At 38.8% G+C, this 21708-nt stretch carries 18 protein-coding genes; 17 read left to right on the top strand and 1 reads right to left on the bottom strand.

From position 1 onward, the window contains the following. Positions 1-15: 15 nt before the first annotated feature. The 14 genes from F3J02_RS16590 (at position 16) to galE (ending at position 16079) form a co-directional block, all read left to right on the top strand. The gene (locus F3J02_RS16590; RefSeq protein ID WP_167251037.1) at positions 16-1044 is read left to right on the top strand and encodes a hypothetical protein; all 1029 of its coding nucleotides are present in this window, start codon (positions 16-18) and stop codon (positions 1042-1044) included. A 44-nt stretch (positions 1045-1088) separates the two neighbouring features. Beyond that, complete coding sequence (locus F3J02_RS16585; protein WP_167251036.1) at positions 1089-2216, top strand: glycosyltransferase; 1128 nt, start codon at positions 1089-1091, stop codon at positions 2214-2216. Beyond that, positions 2209-3243, top strand: a complete 1035-nt coding sequence (locus F3J02_RS16580) for a polysaccharide biosynthesis protein (RefSeq protein WP_167251035.1) — start codon at positions 2209-2211, stop codon at positions 3241-3243. The genes F3J02_RS16585 and F3J02_RS16580 overlap by 8 nt, the downstream gene beginning before the upstream one ends. Position 3244: 1 nt before the next feature. Further along, entirely contained in the window at positions 3245-4354 is a 1110-nt protein-coding gene (gene wbjC / locus F3J02_RS16575) for a UDP-2-acetamido-2,6-beta-L-arabino-hexul-4-ose reductase (protein ID WP_167251034.1), read from the top strand. A 12-nt stretch (positions 4355-4366) separates the two neighbouring features. Further along, entirely contained in the window at positions 4367-5497 is a 1131-nt protein-coding gene (gene wecB, locus F3J02_RS16570) for a non-hydrolyzing UDP-N-acetylglucosamine 2-epimerase (protein WP_167251032.1), read from the top strand. Between the two features lie 11 nt (positions 5498-5508). Further along, entirely contained in the window at positions 5509-6702 is a 1194-nt protein-coding gene (locus F3J02_RS16565) for a glycosyltransferase family 4 protein (RefSeq protein WP_167251031.1), read from the top strand. Position 6703: 1 nt separating this feature from the next. Further along, the gene (locus tag F3J02_RS16560) at positions 6704-7660 is read left to right on the top strand and encodes an NAD-dependent epimerase/dehydratase family protein (RefSeq protein ID WP_167251030.1); all 957 of its coding nucleotides are present in this window, start codon (positions 6704-6706) and stop codon (positions 7658-7660) included. Positions 7661-7663: 3 nt separating this feature from the next. Beyond that, positions 7664-8680 (top strand): MraY family glycosyltransferase, encoded by a 1017-nt coding sequence (locus F3J02_RS16555; RefSeq protein ID WP_167251029.1) that lies wholly within the window; start codon positions 7664-7666, stop codon positions 8678-8680. Beyond that, positions 8673-9200 (top strand): acetyltransferase, encoded by a 528-nt coding sequence (locus tag F3J02_RS16550; protein WP_167251028.1) that lies wholly within the window; start codon positions 8673-8675, stop codon positions 9198-9200. The genes F3J02_RS16555 and F3J02_RS16550 overlap by 8 nt, the downstream gene beginning before the upstream one ends. 152 nt (positions 9201-9352) lie before the next feature. Further along, positions 9353-11227: a polysaccharide biosynthesis protein gene (locus F3J02_RS16545; RefSeq protein ID WP_167251027.1), complete on the top strand. Its 1875-nt coding sequence runs from the start codon at positions 9353-9355 to the stop codon at positions 11225-11227. 15 nt (positions 11228-11242) lie between these two features. Then, positions 11243-12118 (top strand): UTP--glucose-1-phosphate uridylyltransferase GalU, encoded by an 876-nt coding sequence (gene galU, locus F3J02_RS16540; RefSeq protein WP_167251026.1) that lies wholly within the window; start codon positions 11243-11245, stop codon positions 12116-12118. A gap of 16 nt (positions 12119-12134) precedes the next feature. Further along, positions 12135-13394 carry a nucleotide sugar dehydrogenase gene (locus tag F3J02_RS16535; protein ID WP_167251024.1) on the top strand — a complete coding sequence of 420 codons (1260 nt, stop codon included), beginning with the start codon at positions 12135-12137 and terminating at the stop codon, positions 13392-13394. A gap of 2 nt (positions 13395-13396) precedes the next feature. Then, complete coding sequence (gene pgi / locus F3J02_RS16530) at positions 13397-15070, top strand: glucose-6-phosphate isomerase (RefSeq protein ID WP_167251124.1); 1674 nt, start codon at positions 13397-13399, stop codon at positions 15068-15070. Further along, positions 15063-16079 (top strand): UDP-glucose 4-epimerase GalE, encoded by a 1017-nt coding sequence (gene galE, locus F3J02_RS16525; protein WP_167251022.1) that lies wholly within the window; start codon positions 15063-15065, stop codon positions 16077-16079. Before pgi ends, galE begins: the two co-directional genes overlap by 8 nt. A 50-nt stretch (positions 16080-16129) precedes the next feature. Here the strand turns inward: galE and F3J02_RS16520 are convergent, their stop codons facing one another. Then, complete coding sequence (locus F3J02_RS16520) at positions 16130-17500, bottom strand: phosphomannomutase CpsG (RefSeq protein ID WP_167251020.1); 1371 nt, start codon at positions 17498-17500, stop codon at positions 16130-16132. A gap of 383 nt (positions 17501-17883) precedes the next feature. On the opposite strand from F3J02_RS16520, the gene lldP reads away from it, so the two are divergent. Genes lldP through lldD form a run of 3 tightly spaced genes read left to right on the top strand, consistent with a single transcriptional unit; the run spans position 17884 to position 21471 of the window. Further along, complete coding sequence (lldP, locus tag F3J02_RS16515) at positions 17884-19551, top strand: L-lactate permease (protein ID WP_171526160.1); 1668 nt, start codon at positions 17884-17886, stop codon at positions 19549-19551. A gap of 19 nt (positions 19552-19570) precedes the next feature. After that, positions 19571-20323, top strand: a complete 753-nt coding sequence (lldR, locus tag F3J02_RS16510) for a transcriptional regulator LldR (protein WP_167251016.1) — start codon at positions 19571-19573, stop codon at positions 20321-20323. Further along, a complete protein-coding gene (gene lldD / locus F3J02_RS16505) occupies positions 20320-21471 on the top strand; it encodes an FMN-dependent L-lactate dehydrogenase LldD (protein ID WP_167251014.1) in 1152 nt (383 codons plus the stop codon). The genes lldR and lldD overlap by 4 nt, the downstream gene beginning before the upstream one ends. The last annotated feature ends 237 nt before the right edge of the window (positions 21472-21708 follow it).

Raw genomic sequence — 21708 nt, 5'->3', positions numbered from 1 at the left:
AGAAGGTAATAGCTAATGAAGATAAGATTTAATGTAGTTGCAATATCTTTATATATGCTTCCTGCTTTAATTTATCTATACCTTACAAATTTATCTAAGATAACTTTTTATGGGCCATCATTGTTTGCTATACAGGTTTCTTTATTTTTTACTGTGATGGGTTTTTTCTTTGGTACAATTTTATCAAGAAGATTGAGTTTTAAATTTTTTGATTTCCCTCCTAAATTATATTTTTTTATTATAAAATTATTGTTATCTTTTGCCATTGTTAGTATTTCTATTCAGCTACTAAAGCACGGTATACCGCTTCTAAATAATAATTTAAGGACTGATATTCAGCAAGGATATTTGTGGAATGTTTTTACTTTGTGTTCAATGTTATCTTTATTTTTTAGCAGCTATGTCTATTTTGTTTTGAATGTAAAATTTGACTTTTATATCAAAGGACTAATTTTTTTATTGTTGGTGTTAACAGTTTTAACTGGTTGGAAAAGTACACTTCTAAATTTTATTTTTATTTTTTCTAGTTTTTTTGTGTTATATAGGAAAATTAAATTATCAATTTTATTGAAAGCTTTTTTTGCTTTTTTAATAATATTTTTTGGTATTAATGCTATTAGGTCAGGTGTTTATAGTATTAATTTTGAAGAATTCTTTAATTATTTTTTCTATGGTTTTGAAAATTTTGTTCGTATTGCACCAATTTATACCTCGGAATGTTTGCATTCTGTTCCTTTGCTAAATTCGGAATGTCAGTTTACTTATGATAATGATTCATTAGTAAATCCTACGTTTAATGTTTATACAGCACTTATGCCAATTTATGCAGATGGTGGTTCTGTCTTAGTTGGTTTAATATTTTTTGTTTTCTCCTTTCTGTTAGCTCTAATTAAAGATTATAGAAATAGTTTTTTTATAACATTTCTATTCTATTTGACGCATTACTTTTTCATGATGGCACATAATGGATATGTTTTTAACTCTGGCAGTTTTGTTTTTTTGCTTGTCTTGTTATTTATTTTTGATTTTATTCGAATTAGATAGTCCTATTGTTAAGTGGTATTTATTAGAGATTAAGGTGTTTGATTATGAAAGTATTAATTAATGCTGCTAATTTGCATAGTGGTGGTGGAGTGCAAGTGGCTAGCTCATTTATTAATGAGCTACCATCTGTCTCAAATAGTATTATTAAACACTTTGATATTATTGTTTCCTCTGAGGTAGATAAGAATATTAACCCATCTACTAAAATTTTTTTTAAAAATTATAAAGTTCACAATATCTTTGGGTTGAAAAGTTATAAAAATAATATAAATTTATTTGATATTTATGATCTTGTTTTTACAATATTTGGTCCTTGCTATCATCCAATCAAAGGAATAAATTTAGTTGGATTTGCTCAGCCATGGATTATTTATCCTAATAATGAATGCTATAGCATGCTATCAAGTATAGAAAAATTAAAGTTTAAACTAAAATTTTATTTACAAAAGAAATTTTTTAAGAAATCAGATTTTTGTGTTGTTGAGCTGGAACATGTCAAGCATCGTTTAGTTGAGTTAGATATTTTTAAATCTGAACATATTCATGTTATCTATAATACAGTCTCAAATGTATATTTTTCTCCTGAAAAGTGGGAACAGATCGAGTTTGAGACTTCGGAAAAATTTAAAATTGGTTTAATTAGTCGAGATTATTTTCATAAAAATACGGCCATTTTACCTAAAGTAAAAGAAATTTTGAAAAATAAATATAAGAAAGACGTTGATTTTTATGTCACTTTTAATGAGCAAGAATGGCAGAATAAATCTTCTGAGTTTCAAAACAACATCATAAATATCGGTCCACTTAAAGTAAACGAATGTCCAAACTTCTATGAAAAGATGGATGCTATAATTTTCCCTAGTTTATTAGAATGCTTCTCAGCAACACCCTTAGAAACAATGATAATGGAAAAGCCTCTTTTTGCATCGGATAGGGGCTTTATAAAGGATGTTTGTTTAGATTTTGCATTTTATTTTGAACCAACTGATCCATATTCTGCTGCCGCTGTTATTCATAATTTTATCGAGAGTCAACGCGATGATGAATTAGAGGCTAAGCTATTGGCTGCAAAAAAGCATGCAGAAAATTTTTCCAATGCAAGACAGCGTGCGATCACATATACAGAGATTATTGAAAATTGTTTGAATAAGGAAGAGATGTCACATGTTTAAAAGCAAAACATTATTGATCACGGGTGGTACAGGATCTTTTGGTAATGCTGTTCTAAAACGGTTTTTAGAAACAGATATTAAAGAAATCCGTATTTTTAGCCGTGATGAAAAGAAGCAAGATGATATGCGGAAAAAGTATCAATCATCAAAGTTGAAATTCTACATTGGTGACGTGCGAGATTATAATAGTATTTTGAACGCAACACGTGGCGTTGACTACATTTACCATGCAGCTGCCTTAAAGCAAGTTCCATCTTGCGAGTTCCACCCAATGGAAGCTGTAAAAACAAATGTTATCGGAACAGAAAATGTACTCGAAGCAGCGATTCAAAATCGTGTAAAACGTATTGTTTGTTTGAGTACTGATAAAGCAGTTTATCCAATTAATGCAATGGGTATTTCTAAGGCAATGATGGAAAAAGTTATTGTTGCCAAATCAAGAAACTTAGAAAATCTAGATACTGTTATTAGTTGTACACGATATGGCAATGTCATGGCATCAAGAGGTTCAGTTATTCCTTTATTTGTTGACCAAATGCGCCAAGGAAAGTCATTGACGATTACTGATCCGAATATGACCCGCTTTATGATGACTCTTGAAGATGCTGTAGATCTTGTTCTTTATGCTTTTGAGCATGGTGAAAATGGCGATATTTTTGTACAAAAGGCACCTGCGGCAACGATTGAAGTTCTAGCTCAAGCGCTCAAAGAATTATTAAACCAGAAAGATTACCCTATTACGATTATGGGGACTCGTCACGGTGAAAAAGCTTATGAAGCTCTATTGAGTCGAGAAGAGATGGTTGTTGCGATAGATCAAGGTAACTATTTCCGTGTACCCGCTGATCAACGTGATCTGAATTATGAAAAATATGTCGAAAATGGTGACTTAAAAATTACAGAATTTGAAGATTATAATTCGCATAATACTGAGCGTTTAGATGTAGACGGTATGAAAAAACTGCTACTCAAGCTTGAATTTATTCGTGCGCTTACACAGGGACAATATGTAGATCCAGAGGCTTAGTATGAAAGTTTTAGTCACAGGGTCTAATGGTTTTATTGCAAAAAATTTGATCCAATTTTTATCAGAAAAACCCGAAGTTGAGATTTTAAAAGCTCATCGTGAAACAACAGATCAAGAATTTGAGCAATCAGTTTTGGCTGTAGATTGGATTGTACATTTAGCTGGTGTGAATCGACCATTAGAAGACAGTGAGTTTACTGAAGGGAATACCACCTTAACTGAAAAAATTGGTCAAATTTTGCTGCAAGCGAATAAAAAGACTCCTATTATTCTGTCATCGTCTATACAAGCAGAGCGTGACAACGCTTATGGCAAGAGCAAGTTAGGAGGCGAACAGGCACTGATTTCGTTAAATCAGGTTCACGGGAATCCCGTTTATATTTGCCGTTTAGCCAATGTTTTTGGTAAATGGTCTCGCCCGAACTATAACTCTGCGGTTGCGACTTTTTGCCATAATGTAGCTCAAGATCTGCCATTACAAATTCATGATGAAAATGCTCTAATTCGTCTTGTTTATGTCGATGATGTAATAGAAACATTCTGGGATATCATCAATGGTGAGCAAGTTGAACAAATTTTTCATGTTGAGCCTGAATATCAAATTACCGTCGGTGATTTGGCTAAAACCTTAAATAGCTTTAAAGCCTCAAGAGATAGCCTGATTACAGATCGTGTTGGTACGGGCTTAACGCGTGCACTTTATTCAACTTATCTGAGCTTCTTAAAACCTGAGCAATTTGACTATAGTGTCCCAAAATACGGTGATGCGCGTGGCGTGTTTGTAGAAATGCTTAAAACACCTGATGCGGGGCAATTCTCTTATTTTACTGCCCATCCTGGCATTACACGAGGTGGACATTACCATCATACAAAAACTGAAAAGTTTTTGGTGATTAAAGGGAAAGCTTTATTTAAGTTTAAACATGTGGTTACTGGTGAGTTTTATGAACTAGAAACACATGGTGAAGAACCTCGAATTGTAGAAACTGTACCAGGGTGGACACATGATATTACGAACATTGGTGATGAAGAAATGGTCGTAATGCTATGGGCAAATGAAATTTTTGATCGTAATAAGCCTGATACTTATGCGATGCCAATAACAAATTAAGAGTGTAAATTTGTGAAAAAGTTAAAATTAATGACAGTGGTGGGTACTCGCCCAGAAATTATTCGATTATCTCGTGTAATGACTGCTTGTGATCAATATTTTGATCATACTCTTGTTCATACAGGACAAAACTATGATTATGAATTGAATGAAATTTTCTTTACTGATTTGGGTATTCGTAAACCTGACCATTTCTTAAATGCAGCGGGTGCGACAGGTGCAGAAACGATTGGTAATGTCATTATTACGGTTGATAAAATTCTAGAAGAGGTACAACCAGAAGCTTTATTAGTATTAGGCGATACCAATAGCTGTATGGCGGTATTACCAGCAAAACGTCGTAAAATCCCAACTTTCCATATGGAAGCGGGTAACCGTTGTTTTGATATGCGTGTTCCTGAGGAAATTAACCGTCGTATTGTCGATCACACAGCTGATATTAATTTAACTTATAGCACGATAGCCCGTGATTACTTATTGGCTGAAGGTTTACCTGCTGACTTAGTCATTAAAACAGGTAGTCCGATGTTTGAAGTTCTTCACCATTACAAGGCTAAAATTGAAGCTTCGGATGTGCTTGAACGTTTGAGTTTAAAAGAGCATGAATATTTTATTGTCAGTGCTCATCGTGAAGAGAACATTAATTCTGATCAGAACTTTTTAGATTTAGTTGAAATGCTAAACTCAGTTGCAGAAAAATATCAATATCCTGTGATTGTCTCGACACATCCTCGTACGCGTAAGCGTATTGAAGAGTTAAATGTTGAATTTCATCCTTTAATTCAACTACTAAAACCATTAGGTTTTAGCGACTACAATAAGTTACAGCTTTCAGCAAAAGCTGCATTGTCTGATAGCGGAACAATTAACGAAGAATCATCAATTTTAAACTTCCCAGCACTTAACTTACGTCAAGCACATGAGCGTCCAGAAGGAATGGAAGAAGCTGCTGTAATGATGGTAGGTTTAAAAGCGGAACGTATTTTACAAGGTTTGGCAATTTTAGAAGGTCAGACTAGAGGTGAAGATCGTCTTTTACGTCTAGTTGAAGACTATAGTATGCCAAACGTAAGTGAAAAAGTTGTGCGTATTATTATGAGCTACACGGATTATGTAAATCGAGTGATTTGGAAGCAATTTTAAGGTTATAAACTGTGAAAAAAGTATTGGTTGTTTCAGAGTTTATTGATCCTGATCAAAATTCTACAGGATACTTTTGGTATAAGATTATACAGAAACTTGCTCAATCCGATGGGGTTGAGCAGTTATCTGTTATAGCGCCTTATTCAGGAGATCGTGAGGAAATACAGAAAAAGTTCTGTAGTAATATTGGCTTGCTTTTATTTTTACATGCTTCTTATGATAAAAATAATTTATTTAAGCGATTGCTTGGTCAATTACAACAAACTTTTGGTTTTTTTAAGATTTTGTTAAAAAACTTAGCTAAGGATAAGGTTGTTGTTTCTGGAACAAACCCACTTTTTCTCCTAGTTTTATTAGCTTTTTTAAGGGTATTCATTCCATTTAAATGGTATTTACTAGTTCATGATGTTTTTCCTGAGAATTTAGTTCCCGCAGGAATTTTAAAGAAAAATTCTGTTTTATTTAAAATAATGAATTTTATTTTTAATCGTATCTATTCTAGAGCTGATCATCTCATCGTGATTGGCCGTGATATGAAAAACCTGATGCGACAAAAAACGGGTAGCGATAATATTACAGTGATTCCGAACTGGGTTGATTTCACTGAAATAGAGGTTAAAGAGAAACAACAGTCTTCAATTATTAGCTCACTGGGGTGGAACGAAAATATCGTTTTCCAATTTTTTGGAAATATGGGGCGTGTCCAAGGCATCTCTAATTTATTAGCTGCAATAAACTTAATCAATAATCCATCTGCTAAATTTTTATTTATTGGCGGTGGAAATGATGCTCAATTGGTAAAAGAGTTTGCTGAAAACGAGAATAATAAAAATAAAGTTGCTTATATTGGAGAGTTAGCTGCCCAACAGCGAAGTTTAGGTTTGAGCTCATGTGATATTGCTATTGTGACTTTAGCAGAAGGCATGCTTGGCTTAGGTGTCCCTAGTAAAGCCTATTTTACGATGGCTGCTGATAGACCAATTTTAGCTATTATGGAAGAAGATGCAGAAGTGGCTAATATGGTTAAAGAACATAATATTGGCTGGGTCTGTGAGCCAAATGATCCAGTGAGATTAGCATCATTAATTGATGAAATTTGCAGAACTCAGTTGAACAGGTTGTCTAATTCACCACGTCAAATTTTACAAGATCACTATCATCAAGATAAGTTGCTGCAAAGTTTTGCTGACATTGTGGAATCGTAATATGAAAAATATTTTAGTCACAGGTTCATCGGGTTTTGTTGGTAAGTCTTTGATCCACTCACTCATTCTGAGTAATAAATATCAAAAGATATATGCTTTAAATAGACGGCATTCGCATACTTTACCTGTAATGGTGGAGCAGTTAGTTGCTACATCTGAAAACGTTTTTTCAACTCCTATTCCTGCAAACATTGATGTAATTGTGCATTTGGCAGGAAGGGCACATATATTAAATGATAATGTGCAAAACCCATTAGAGCATTTCAGAAGTGTTAATGTTCAAGGTACATTAGAGCTTGCTCAGCAGGCATTAGAGAACAAAGTTACGCGTTTTATTTTTATCAGTTCAATTGGTGTGAATGGTGCTTTTACAACGAAGAAACCATTTGATGAAACAGACCAACCATATCCTCATGCTGACTATGCAATTTCTAAGCTAGAAGCGGAACAGGCATTAAAAGAATTATTTAAAGATACAAATACTGAGTTAGTTATTATCAGACCCCCATTAGTATATGCTGCTGATGCTCCAGGTAATTTTGCTAGATTACTCAGGCTTGCCGCAACGAATGTACCTCTACCTTTCGCTTATCTAAATAATAAACGTTCTTTTGTTGCTTTGGAGAACTTGGTTTCTTTTATTGAGACGTGTATTGAACATCCTCAGGCCAAGAATGAATTGTTCTTGATTGCGGATAATGAGGTACTTTCTACCCAGCAACTCGTGAGTTTAATTAGAAAGGGCATGCGGAGAAAAACCAATTTAGTTTATATCCCCCCATTTTTGATGAAGCTAGGTGCAATTTGTATTGGTAAAGCTAAGCTATATGAACAATTGTTTTTATCTCTAGAAGTTGATGCATCAAAAGCGCGTAATTTATTGAATTGGATGCCTCCAATCACGGCAGATGATGCTTTAGAAAAAACAGGAATAATATATCTTGAGAGAAGTGAGTAACTTATGTCAATAATTGGGATAATATTAACCAGTTTTGTAATCTCTTTCTTGCTTACAGGCTATATGCGACACTACGCATTAAAGAAAAATATTATTGATAATCCAAATGAGAGAAGCTCACATACCATACCAACACCCCGTGGCGGTGGTGTGTCTATCGTTATTACTTTCTTGTTTGTATTAGTTGGGTTGATGCTTAGTCGAGAGTTAGATTGGTCTACAGGTCTGATTTTGACTGCTGCTGGATTTGGGATTGCTGTTTTAGGCTTTTTGGATGATCACGGTCATATAAATTCCATGCTTCGACTCGCGATCCATTTTGTCATTGCGATAGGGGTTGTCTTTTTCTTGGGCGGCTTTTCTGAAGTTACATTATTTAGTGGTAATGTACAATTAGGGTGGTTGGCAAATATTATTGCAGTGTTATTTCTTGTTTGGTTATTGAATTTATATAATTTTATGGATGGGATTAACGGGATTGCCAGTATTGAAGCAATTACGACTACTCTCAGTTTAGCTGCAGTCTATTTATTGTTAAATATACATTTATCTAGTGAACTATTACTGATTCTCGCATCTAGCGTATTGGGTTTTGTTCTGTGGAATTTTCCTAAAGCTCGTATTTTTATGGGAGATGCAGGTAGTGGTTTCCTTGGATTAATTCTGGGTATTTTGGCCTTGATTGCATTGAAAACAGATATTGCTTTCTTTTGTGCTTGGATCATATGCCTAGGTGTATTTATTGTTGATGCCACTTTCACATTAATTCGTCGAGTGAGTAATGGACACAAAATGTATGATGCTCATCGATCACATGCTTACCAATATGCTTCACGTAAATATAATAGTCATACGAAAGTGACCATAGCCGTGCTCTTTATCAATATTTTTTGGCTTTTTCCAATGGCGTATCTTGCTGCGCAAAAGGTTTTAATGCCAGAAGTGATCTTGTTGATGGCTTATATTCCACTCATTTTACTTGCTGTATTCTTGGGTGCAGGGAAAACTGAAAATGCGTGAAGAAAAAGTATTATTGGTTTTGGGTGCTGGTGGGCATGGGAAATCTGTTGCAGAGGCTGCATCGCTATCAGGGCAATGGAGCAAAATTATGTTTGCTGATGATAGTTGGCCTCAAAAAACAGAGGTAGCTGGATTTCCTATCGTAGCCAATATTGAGATGGTATCGGCACTCATTTCTACCGTCACGGCAGCTATCCCTGCGGTTGGTAATAATCAGGTTAGAAAGGATTGGGCTCAAAGGTTAAAAAACTTAGAGATTCCTTTAGCTACCGTAATTCACCCATCTGCAATAATTAGTCCTACTGCTAAATTAGGGGAAGGCATTTGTATTATGGCGGGATGTGTCATTGGTGTTGATGTTAGAATAGAAGATGGTGTGATTGTTAATCTCGCTTCAGCGATTGATCATGATAGTGAGATTGGAATGTTTTCACATCTGAGCGTTGGTGTGAAAATTACTGGCAATAAAATAGTAAAACCTTTTACTTTTTTAGAAGCTGGTTCAATCCTTGCTCATTAAAAATGAACATTAAATCAAAAAAAATAGTGGGATACGTGACTTGTATCGTACTATGCTTAAACCTTGTGTACTTTATGTGTAAAAGTCATTTCTAGTTTTATTAGAAGTGCGTATAAAGATCGAACCGAATATGGGATGAGTAGAAGATCACTGTGAAAAAGATTATTCATCAATTTGCCTCAGCGCCAAGATTATTTAAACAATTTTTCCTTATTTTTTTGGATGCTTTTGCTTTTCCTGTGATTTTATGGCTGTGTTATGTCATCCGTTTATTTGATCTAGGTGCAGAAGTTATTCCTGGTATTGGTCATGGGGTTGTGCTGGTCAGTCTGATTACTGTTTTAAGCTTGGCACTCACAGGTGTTTATCATTTTATTGTTCGAACTTTTAACGAAGTCTTTATTGTTAAACTTGCAATCGCTGTTTCATTGACGATGATTGCAATGTACATTTTGAATGTACTCACGCCAGCTTATATCCCAATGTCGATTCCATTTATGTATGGATTTATGGTGTTTGCTTGGGTATGGATTAGTCGTGCAGCCATCCGTTTCATTATCAAAGTTTCATTTTATTCAGAGATTGGTCGTAAACGGATTGCTATTTATGGAGCGGGTGATGCTGGACAGCAAATCGCAGCTGCATTACATCGTTCCGATGACCATTTACCTGTCTTCTTTATTGATGATTTTGCATCTTTACAGGGACAGACTGTCGGTGGTTTAAAAGTTTATTCTGTTGAAAAGGCACTGCAACGTTTTAAAAAAGATCGTATAGAAGAAATTTTACTCGCACTTCCTTCAGTTGGACGCGTTCGTAAAACAGAAATTATTCAACAGTTTGAAATTGCACGCTTAAAAATTACAGAATTACCTGGCTTAACCCGTCTGGTTGATGGTGAAGTACAAGTTTCAGATATACAAGAAGTTGATATTATTGATTTATTAGGCCGTGATCCTATTCCTCCTATTTCTCATCTGATCGCTAAAAACATCCAGAATAAAGTAGTGATGGTGACAGGTGCAGGGGGGTCAATTGGTTCAGAACTGTGTCGACAAATTATCAAAAATCAACCAAAAATGTTGGTGCTGTATGACCTCACAGAATTTGCTTTATATGATATTGATAAAGAATTGAGACAAACAGCAACATGTACGATTGTTCCGATCTTGGGAACTGTACAGGATCAGCAAAAACTTGAACGTATTATTGAACAATATCACATTCAAACAGTTTATCACGCTGCAGCGTATAAGCATGTTCCTTTGGTTGAATGTAACCCAATTGCAGGATTAAAAAACAATGCCATTGGTACTGCAAATAGTTTAAATGCTGCAGTTAAAAAAGGTGTTGAAACTTTTGTACTGATTTCAACAGATAAAGCTGTTAGGCCGACCAATGTGATGGGCGCTTCAAAACGTATGGCTGAACTCTATTGCCAAGCGGTTGCTGAAACTAAACCTCATACACAAATTAGTATTGTGCGTTTTGGTAATGTGCTAGGTTCTTCTGGCTCCGTTGTTCCATTATTTAAGCAACAAATCGCAAAAGGTGGACCAATTACAGTGACACATCCTGAGGTAACTCGTTATTTTATGACCATTCCTGAGGCCTCTCAGTTGGTGATTCAAGCGGGTGCATTAGGTTCTGGTGGCGATGTATTCTTGCTTGATATGGGGGAACCTGTAAGAATTCAGGACTTAGCCCGTCAAATGATCAAGCTGAGCGGTTTGAAAGTGAGAGAAACTGGTTCACTGGATGGTGATATTGAAATTGCCTATAGTGGTTTGCGCCCAGGTGAAAAACTTTATGAAGAATTGCTCATTGATCAAGATAATACTGAATATACTGAACATACCCGTATCTTACGTTCGTTTGAAAAACATTTCCCTTTAGGGGAAATTCAGGAAATATTTTCTAGAATTAGTCAAATGACAGCAATTGATCATGATATCGACTGGGCCTTAATCCAGCTCGAACATTATGTGGATGGTTATAAGCGTAGTAGCGACGTTAGAGTAAATTAATAGAGAGTGCAAAAAATGATCAAAAAAGCAATTTTACCAGTCGCAGGTTTGGGTACACGATTCTTACCAGCAAGTAAATCTATTCCGAAAGAGATGGTGACTGTTGTAGATCGCCCAGCGATTGAATATGTTGTGCGAGAAGCTGTTGAAGCGGGCATAGAGCAAATTATTCTGGTGACACATTCATCTAAGGCGTCGATTGAAAACTACTTTGATCGTAACTTCGAGTTGGAAACCACTTTAGAGCAAAAAAAGAAATTTGACCTACTGAAAGAAATTACTGATATTTTACCCAAGCATGTCAGTGTTGTGAGTGTCCGTCAGCCGCAACCACTTGGATTAGGTCATGCGGTACTATGTGCGAAAGATATTGTGGGGGATGAGGCTTTTGCTGTGTTATTACCCGATGTCTTGGTCAAGAACCAAACCAGTGACAATGATTTGTCACTCATGATTCAGCGTTTTGAACAGTCACAAGCTGCGCAAATTATGGTTGAAGCGGTGCCTGACAATCTCGTTGATCAATATGGTATTGTTGATGTTGCAGTTGCGCCGAATGAGGGCGAAAGTATCAAGATGCAGGGTATCGTTGAAAAACCTGCTGTGGGTACAGCACCCTCAAATCTTTCTGTTGTTGGGCGTTATATTCTACCGGCTCAAATTATGGCGCTTTTAGAAAATACGCCACGCGGTGCAGGAAATGAAATTCAGCTTACTGATGCCATCGCAGCATTACAACAATCGGAAGCTGTTGAAGCCTATCGAATGAAAGGACAAACTTTTGACTGTGGCAGTAAATTGGGCTATTTAAAAGCTGTATTGCACTATGGTATTGAGCATCCAAAATTGGGCGCAGATTTTAAGGGCTTAATCCAAGAATTGGCCCTCTAGTTCAGGGCATGTAGTTATGAAAGTTGCAATCTTTGGTAATACTTTATATGCAGGCGTGATGTCTGCATTATTGTCTGAAGCTGGACATTTTGTTTATTGGTGTTCACATCTTGATGATAACGCTGATGTTCAGCAATATGTATTTCATGATGAAAATGTCAGTCGTTTATTGGAGAAACAGTGTAATAGTGGTTTTCTAAATTATCGAGATTTAGAGGGAATCCCTTTAGATATTGATGCTTACTTATTTAGCTTTAACCAAACACAAGAACAGCAAGTTTTTCAATTATTACAGTTGTTGAAACTACGTCCAATCATTCATCCTAAGCTAATGATCAATGCATCAACTTTTGGTTTGCAAGGCACTGAGCACTTTAAGCAAATCCTGTCTGAGGATGACTGGGTCTATTTACCAGATACGATCCAGGAGGGGAATGCTTTACATAGTCTGACTCAAGCTAAGCAACTGATTGTGGGATGCACTCAAGTTACAGTTCAAAGCAAAGTGAAAGAATTGCTGCGACCATTTTTTCCTTTGGAACACCAATATTTGTTTATGCCGATTTTAGATGCTGAGTTTACCAAACTCAGCATCTCTGGCATGTTAGCGACACGGATTAGTTACATTAATGATTTAGCTGTTGTGGCAGAAAAACTTGGGATTGATATTGCTTCAGTTCGACAGGGTATGGCTGCAGATAGCCGTATTGGCTCGGCTTATTTGGCACCAGGTGCAGGTTTTGGCGGTGAAAATTTTTCTCATGATATCTTGACCTTATCGAACACGGTTGCAAATACTGGAGTGAAAAGCCAGTTACTTGCTCAAGTTTGGGACATCAATGAGCAACAAAAAGAAATTCTATTCCGCAAGTTCTGGAATTACTATCATGGGGATTTACAGGGTAAATCAATAGCGATCTGGGGGGCCTCTTTTAAAGAAAATACCTCGAGCATTCAGCAATCACCTATTCACCAAATGCTTGCAGCACTTTGGGCACAAGGTGTAACGGTTCATCTACATGATCCGCAAGCTCTGGATGAAATTAAACAGATGTATGGGCAACGTGATGATCTGATCCTTTATCAAGATCAGTATGATGCAGTGAAAAATGTGCATGGTCTATGTGTATTAACTGCATGGAAACAATACTGGAGCCCAGAGTTCAAACAGCTTGAACAGCTTATGGCGCATCCTTTAATTTTGGATGGTCGCAATATTTATGATCCAGACTATGTAAAATTACAAGGCTTTGCATATATGGGAGTGGGGCGTTAATGATGATAAAACAGATTCAGCCCTTTACTGTTAAGGAGCCAGCGTCAGTGCTTGAGCAGTTATCATCTTTGCAAAAGCAAATTAAAGATATCCACCTCAAAGAATTATTTGCGGCTGATCCTGCACGCTTTAAACATTTTTCAGTTGAATGTGACCAAATTGTTTTAGATTTTAGTAAGCATCGCCTTGATCAGAATATTTTAAATAGTTTGGTCGACTTGGCTCAGGCACAAGATTTAAAACAATGGATCAAAACATTATTTTCTTCTGAGCAGATTAATTATACCGAACATCGGGCCGCGATGCATTGGGCATTACGTCTGCCTCAATCTCATTCAAATTTTACTGAGATTAATCAAGCTGTGCATCAACAGCTTGAACGCATGTATACCTTGGTTGATAAAATTCATGCTGGTCAATACCGTGGTGCAACGGGTGAAGTCATTCAAGATGTGGTCAACATCGGGGTTGGTGGATCTGATTTGGGACCAGTTATGGTTACCCATGCTTTGTCTGATTTTAAGGTTGCCACGGCAAAACCTTTAGATGTGCATTTCGTTTCGACTATGGATGGCAGTCAACTGTCTGAATTGCTGCATCAGCTTCGACCTGAAACGACTTTATTTATTATTTCCTCCAAGTCATTTGGCACAATTGATACGCTTTCAAATGCGCAAACTGTGCGCCAATGGTTGGAAAAGGCCTTGGGTACAAATGCTGAAATTCTAAAAAATCATTTTATTGGGGTCTCGACTAAACCCGAAAAAATGACAGAGTGGGGGATCGCACCGGATAAGCAGCTGTTGCTGTGGGACTGGGTGGGTGGACGTTATTCACTTTGGTCATGTATCGGCTTACCGATCGCACTAACCATTGGCGTAGAGGGTTTCAAGCAGTTATTAGCAGGTGCTTATGCCATTGACCAACATTTCCAAACAGCACCTTTTCAGCAGAATATTCCTGTAATAATGGGTTTATTAGGCGCGTGGAACAATAATTTTCTGGATATCCAGACCCATGCGGTATTGCCTTATGACGGACGACTCAAATATTTCGCGGCTTATTTGCAGCAGCTTGAAATGGAGTCCAATGGTAAATCAATTCAGCGTAATGGTGAGAAAGTAAAGTCAGCAACATGTCCAATTGTCTGGGGCGAAGTGGGGCCCAATGCGCAGCATGCATTTTATCAACTGCTGCACCAAGGGACACATTCGGTGAGCTGTGATTTTATTGCACCAGTAAAGCGCTACAATGCCAATCAATTTACTTATGCTGAAAGTGCAGAGGCTTTGGTTGAACAGCACCATCTGGCCTTATCGAATTGTTTGGCCCAGTCGCGCTTATTGGCTTTTGGTAATCAAGCTTTGGCAGCAGATGAATTAGAGGACTTGCCTGCCTATAAACAATATGAAGGTAATCAGCCAAGTTCCACCATTTTACTGAAAGAACTGAATCCTTATAGTTTAGGGATGCTGATTGCGATGTATGAACATAAAGTATTTGTGCAATCCGTGTTGTGGAATATCAACCCCTTTGATCAATGGGGGGTAGAAAAAGGTAAGGAAATTGCCAATCAGCTATTACCGATTTTAAACCGTGAGCAAGATGATCTATCTAGTTTTGATACATCAACGCAAGGTTTATTGAAAATATTGTTAGGAAAAATAGATGGCTAAGATTTTAGTCACAGGTGGCGCGGGTTATATTGGTTCGCATACCTGTTTGGAGTTGCTCAGCGCAGGCCATGAGGTGATTGTATTTGATAACCTCTCAAACAGCTCGGAAGAATCTTTGCGTCGGGTGCAGAAACTCGCAAATAAAAGCTTGGTTTTTGTAAAAGGTGATATTCGTCATCAGGATGCGTTAGATCAAGTTTTTCAGGACTATTCTATTGATGCGGTAATACATTTTGCAGGTTTAAAAGCAGTTGGGGAAAGTCAGCAAATTCCTTTGGCATATTTTGATCATAACATTGCTGGCAGTGTTCAATTGTTCAAGTCAATGGAGAAAGCTGGTGTATTTACCTTGGCTTTTAGCTCCTCTGCTACTGTGTATGGGGAGTTGAATCCATCTCCTTATCAAGAAGAGATGCCATTAAGTTTACCCAATAATAATTATGGCTATACCAAATTAATTATTGAGCAGATGCTGCAAAAAATAGCATTAGCAGATTCAAAATGGTCGATTGCTTTATTACGTTATTTTAATCCAGTCGGTGCACATAAAAGCGGACAGATTGGGGAAGACCCTCAAGGGATTCCTAATAATTTAATGCCTTATGTCACTCAGGTGGCTGTAGGGCGACGTGAAAAACTTTCGATTTTTGGCAATGACTACCCAACCAAAGATGGTACCTGCGAACGGGACTTTATTCATGTTGTTGATTTGGCTAAAGCCCATGTTCTGGCGGTTACCAATCGTTTAAACAATCAAGGGTGTCGAGCTTGGAATATTGGTACAGGAACTCCAATTTCAGTTCTGCAAATCAAAGAAACTTTTGAAAAAGTGAATGAGGTTCAGATTTTGACTGAATTTGCTGAGCGGAGAGCTGGAGATTTGGCAGCATTTTATGCGGATGCTTCGCGAGCTAAGGATGAACTCGGTTGGCAACCACAATATACCTTAGAAGATATGTTGGCTGACAGTTGGAACTGGCAGAAGCAGAATCCAAACGGCTTTAACTAAATACCAAGTAAATAAAAAGGAGCGATATGCTCCTTTTTATTTGGAATAAATTAACTCTGAATTAAAGCCGTTAATTCATCTACATAATGCTGCATCGGTTGCGGATTTTGGTCTGCACGGCTTTCAATATTTAAACGTAATAATGGCTCAGTATTGGAAGCACGGACGTTTAAGCGCCATGCACCAAAATCAAGACTCACGCCATCGGTACGGTCTACCTGAGGATTCTGATCGGCATAATGATCAAAGATTTTTTGTACTGTGGCTTGTGTATCCGCCACTTTAAAGTTGATCTCGCCACTGCATGGGAATTTGGCAATCATGTTTTCAACCAGTGTTGAAAGCGATTGTCCTGTTTCTGAAAGTAGTGCAATGGTGAGTAACCACGGAATCATACCGCTGTCACAATAAGCAAAATCACGGAAATAGTGATGTGCACTCATTTCCCCGCCATACACAGCATTGTGTTCACGCATCACATCTTTAATGAAGGCATGTCCAGATTTTGACTGTACTGCAATGCCTTGATATTGATCGACGATGTCGAAAGTATTCCAGACTAAACGTGGATCATGCACGATTTTCTCGCCTGATTGTTTGATCAGGAAGGCCTGTGCCAATAAACCAACGATGTAATAGCCTTCGATAAATTGCCCTTTTTCATCGAACAGGAAACAACGGTCAAAGTCGCCATCCCAAGCAATCCCCATATCTGCTTGATATTGCAGTACTGCATCACGGGTACTGTCACGGTTTTCAATTAAAATTGGGTTAGGAATACCATTTGGGAAGTTGCCATCAGCTTCATGATGAATTTTAATAAATTCCACTGGAATGTTGAGTTGCTGGAATTTTTGTTCGATGGCATCAATCACATGGCCTGCTGCGCCGTTCCCTGCATTGACCACCAGTTTAAGTGGTTTAATTTTTTGCGGATCAATATAGGTGAGCAGATGCTCGATGAACTCAGGTAAAATATTATAGTTTTGCGTGGTGCCTTTATTCACAACCTCAGTGAATTGCCCTGATTCTGCTAGTGCTTGAATTTCTTTTAAACCTGTTTCCGCACTGATAGGGCGTGCATTCTCACGCACCAATTTCATGCCGTTGTAATCCATTGGGTTGTGGCTGGCAGTCACTTCAATACCGCCTTGCACATCTAAATGGAAGGCTGCGAAATACACTTCTTCTGTGCCTGTCATACCTAAATCAAGCACATTGATGCCTGCATTATTCAAACCACGAATAGTTGCCTGTTTTAAGCCCTCGCTACTTAAACGGATATCACAACCGATCACCACGGTTTTGGGTTGATAGATCTGTCCATAGGCACGACCAATGTTATAAGCAATCTCTTCATTCAGTTCTGTGCCGAGTTTGCCACGAATATCATAGGCTTTAAAACAAGTCAGTTGAGTCATATTATTCAATTCATAGGGATGTGATTTGAGTTGTGAACACATTATACAGATATCACCAAGAAGTCATATTTATAGTTCTTTATCGAGTGTTCCAGTTGAGTTCAACTTCGCAGGGTTGCCGTAAAGACAAACCTTTTATAAGACTTTAGTCGAATGTGGAATAACTAGAGCAGAGCAAAAGGATTGATTTATTTTAATTATTATTGGTCATACCAATTATCATCATGTGAATAGGGTTGATCCTTTGAATTCATGTAATTAAGATGCATAAACATTGCAAATGAGTGTGTTTTGCTTATTTATTTAATATTGGTAATACCAATATTAAGAAGATTCGTTAAATATCGAAGTAAAAACAAAATGACGCCCAGCATTTCAAGGAGATGAGAATGCTAAATGTGTGGCAACAACTATATGACCCTTTAAATAATATCTGGCTATCTAGTGCAGTCGCGTTGATCCCAATTATTTTCTTCTTTTTGGCGTTGGCGGTCTTTCGTATGAAGGGCAGTGTCGCGGGAACCTGTACCGTGATTATTGCCATGTTGATTGCTTTATTCTTCTATCAAATGCCTATTGAAATGGCATTTGCTTCTGTTGTTTATGGTTTTATTTACGGTTTATGGCCAATCTCATGGATTATTATCGGGGCGGTTTTTCTGTATAAAATTTCGGTAAAAACAGGGCAGTTTGATGTGATTCGCTCCAGTATTCTATCGATTACCGAAGATCAGCGTTTGCAGATGTTATTGGTCGGCTTTGCTTTCGGTACCTTTTTGGAAGGTGCGGCTGGCTTTGGTGCACCTGTTGCGATTACTGCAGCGTTGTTGGTTGGATTGGGCTTTAAACCGCTCTATGCTGCGGGCCTCTGTCTAATTGTAAATACGGCACCTGTGGCTTTTGGTGCGATGGGGATTCCGATTATCGTGGCGGGACAGGTGTCGGGTGTCGATACCATGGAAATCAGTCAGATGGTAGGTCGCCAATTGCCATTTTTAACCATCATAGTGCTGTTCTGGATTATGGCGATCATGGATGGCTGGCGTGGCGTGAAAGAAACTTGGCCAGCGGTACTGGTCGGTGGTAGTGCTTTTGCGATTGCACAATATCTGACCTCGAACTTTTTGGGACCAGAATTGCCTGATATTACGGCTGCGATTGCTTCTCTAGTGAGTCTAACTTTGCTGTTCCGCGTTTGGAAACCTAAGCATATTTTCCGTTTCGAAATGACCGATGAACAAGCAGCAAGCCATGCGGCCTCATCACAACAGCGTTATAGCATTGCACAGATTGCCAAAGCATGGTCGCCGTTTATGATTCTGACTGCTATGGTGACCATTTGGAGTGTTCAACCGTTTAAGGCACTCTTTGCCAAAGACGGTGCGTTGGCAGACTGGATTTTTAAAATAGAAGTGCCTTATCTGCATAAGTTGGTGGAAAAAATGCCACCGATTGTGTCTGAAAGTACCGCTTATGAAGCAATCTATAAATTTGACTGGTTCTCTGCGACAGGAACCGCCATTTTTATTGCCGCGATTATTACCATCATTTTTCTGAAAATGAAAACCCGTGATGCGGTTAGTACCTTTGCTGAAACATTAAATGAGTTAAAAACCCCGATTTATTCGATAGGAATGGTATTGGCCTTTGCCTTTATTGCCAATTATTCAGGTTTATCTGCAACCTTGGCTCTGGCACTCTCGCATACGGGTCATGCCTTTACTTTCTTCTCGCCATTCTTGGGCTGGCTGGGTGTATTCCTAACAGGTTCAGATACATCATCCAATGCACTGTTCTCGGCATTGCAAGCGACTACGGCACAGCAAATTGGGATTCCAGAAGTGTTGTTGGTGGCAGCCAATACCAGTGGTGGTGTGACAGGCAAGATGATTTCCCCGCAATCGATCGCGATTGCCTGTGCAGCAGTGGGCTTGGTTGGAAAAGAATCTGACTTGTTCCGTTTCACGGTAAAACATAGCATCATATTTACAGTCTTTGTTGGCATCATCGTCACGGTTCAGGCTTATCTGGTACCGTGGATGATTCCATAACTCTAATCAAGGAAATGTGATGAGAATCTCCGATCAAGTGGTCATGAAGTTACAGGCACTCATTGAGCAGCGTCAGATGAAAAAAGGTGATCGTTTGCCAGCCGAGCGTCAACTTGCGACTAGTTTGGGGGTGTCTCGTCCTTCTTTACGTGAAGCGATCCAGCAGTTAAATAGTCAAGGCGTGCTCAGTAGCCGTCGCGGTGATGGCACCTATATTCATCAGTTACCTGAGCAATGGTCACAACAGTTGATTGTGAATCCGATCAGTAACCTGATTGAAGAAGATCCGTTGTACCGTTTTGATGTACAGGAAGCGCGTTTGTTACTGGAAGGCGGAACTGCGTGGTATGCCGCATTGCGTTCGACCCCCGAAGATCGTGCCAAAATCCATCATTATTTTGATGAGATTAGCCGTCATCAAAATGCCGGAGATTCGGCTCAGGCAGCAGTTTCGGATGCGGAATTTCATTTAGCGATTGCTGAAGCCTCACACAATATTGTGTTGATCCAAATGATGCGCAGTCTGTTTGACTTGCTGCAATACAACGTCTTGCTCGGGCGTAACAAAGTTTATAACGATCCTGTCAATGGTGACTTGCTGAGTGAGCAGCATTTTCAGGTGATGGATGCGATTGATCGTAAAGATCCCGAGGCTGCACGCCAAGCGGTGTGCGGTCATATTGAATTTGTGATTAATCATGTACGTGCTCTGGGCGAAGATGAAGCTCGCCAGAAACGTGCAACACGTTTAACTAGAGTTGATTCAAAATGATTATTTCTTCTGGCAATGATTATCGTGCTGCGGCACAACGTCGTTTACCGCCCTTTTTATTTCACTATATTGACGGTGGAGCGTATTCGGAACATACCTTAAAACGTAATGTGCAGGATCTTTCTGAAATTGCCTTACGTCAGCGAGTGCTGAATGACATGTCTGCACTCAGTCTGGAAACCAAACTGTTTAACGAAACTTTGTCGATGCCAGTCGCTTTGGCACCAGTCGGTTTAACCGGTATGTATGCACGTAGAGGTGAAGTGCAGGCAGCAGTGGCAGCGGATAAAAAAGGCATTCCATTTACCCTATCGACGGTTTCTGTCTGTCCGATTGAGGAAGTAGCACCTGCAATTCAACGTCCAATGTGGTTTCAGCTGTACGTGTTGCGTGATCGTGGCTTTATGCGCAATGCCTTGGAACGTGCTAAAGCGGCAGGTTGTTCAACATTGGTATTTACTGTGGATATGCCTGTGCCAGGTGCACGTTATCGTGATGCACATTCAGGCATGAGTGGACCAAATGCAGCGATGCGTCGTTATCTGCAATCGATGTTGCATCCACATTGGGCATGGAATGTCGGGATGTGTGGGCGTCCGCATGACTTGGGCAATATCTCGAAATATTTAGGCAAACCAACAGGGCTTGAAGATTATATCGGCTGGTTAGGCTCTAATTTCGATCCATCAATTTCATGGAAAGATCTGGAGTGGATTCGTGAGTTTTGGGATGGCCCGATGGTGATTAAGGGCATTCTAGATCCTGAAGATGCCAAAGATGCAGTGCGTTTTGGTGCCGATGGCATCGTGGTATCCAATCATGGTGGGCGTCAGCTCGATGGGGTGATGTCTTCTGCGCGTGCCTTGCCTGCGATTGCCGATGTGGTGAAGGGTGATCTGGCAATTTTGGCAGACTCAGGCATCCGTAATGGCCTGGATGTGGTTCGTATGTTAGCCCTAGGTGCGGATACAGTGTTATTGGGACGTGCTTTTGTGTATGCCTTGGCAGCAGCAGGTGGGCAAGGGGTATCGAATTTGCTGGATCTGATTGAGAAGGAAATGCGGGTGGCAATGACGTTGACGGGTGCTAAGTCGATTCAAGAGATTAATGCGGATTGTTTGGTTGAGGCAATCAAACGGGGAGTGTAGTGGGCACGAGATAAAGAGGTTATCACTTTGTCGAATTGCCAGTCATTTCGTAGTAGGCACAGCCACCAAGTCTGGTGACATGCTTATGTCTGAGGTATAGGCATTTGTCACTTTTGAAGGATCAAAAGTAACCAAAAATCCGCTATTCCGATGACGGTACTTCCTTGCTACCGCATCGGAACAGGCGGCATCCTTGCCACCGACGTGTAGCTACTTAGGTTAAGAAATTAGTTGCTG

This window comes from Acinetobacter sp. Tr-809, from assembly GCF_011753255.1.
GTDB lineage: Bacteria > Pseudomonadota > Gammaproteobacteria > Pseudomonadales > Moraxellaceae > Acinetobacter.
Note: the sequence above shows the minus strand (reverse complement) of the source record. Positions and strands in the feature narration are given on the sequence as shown.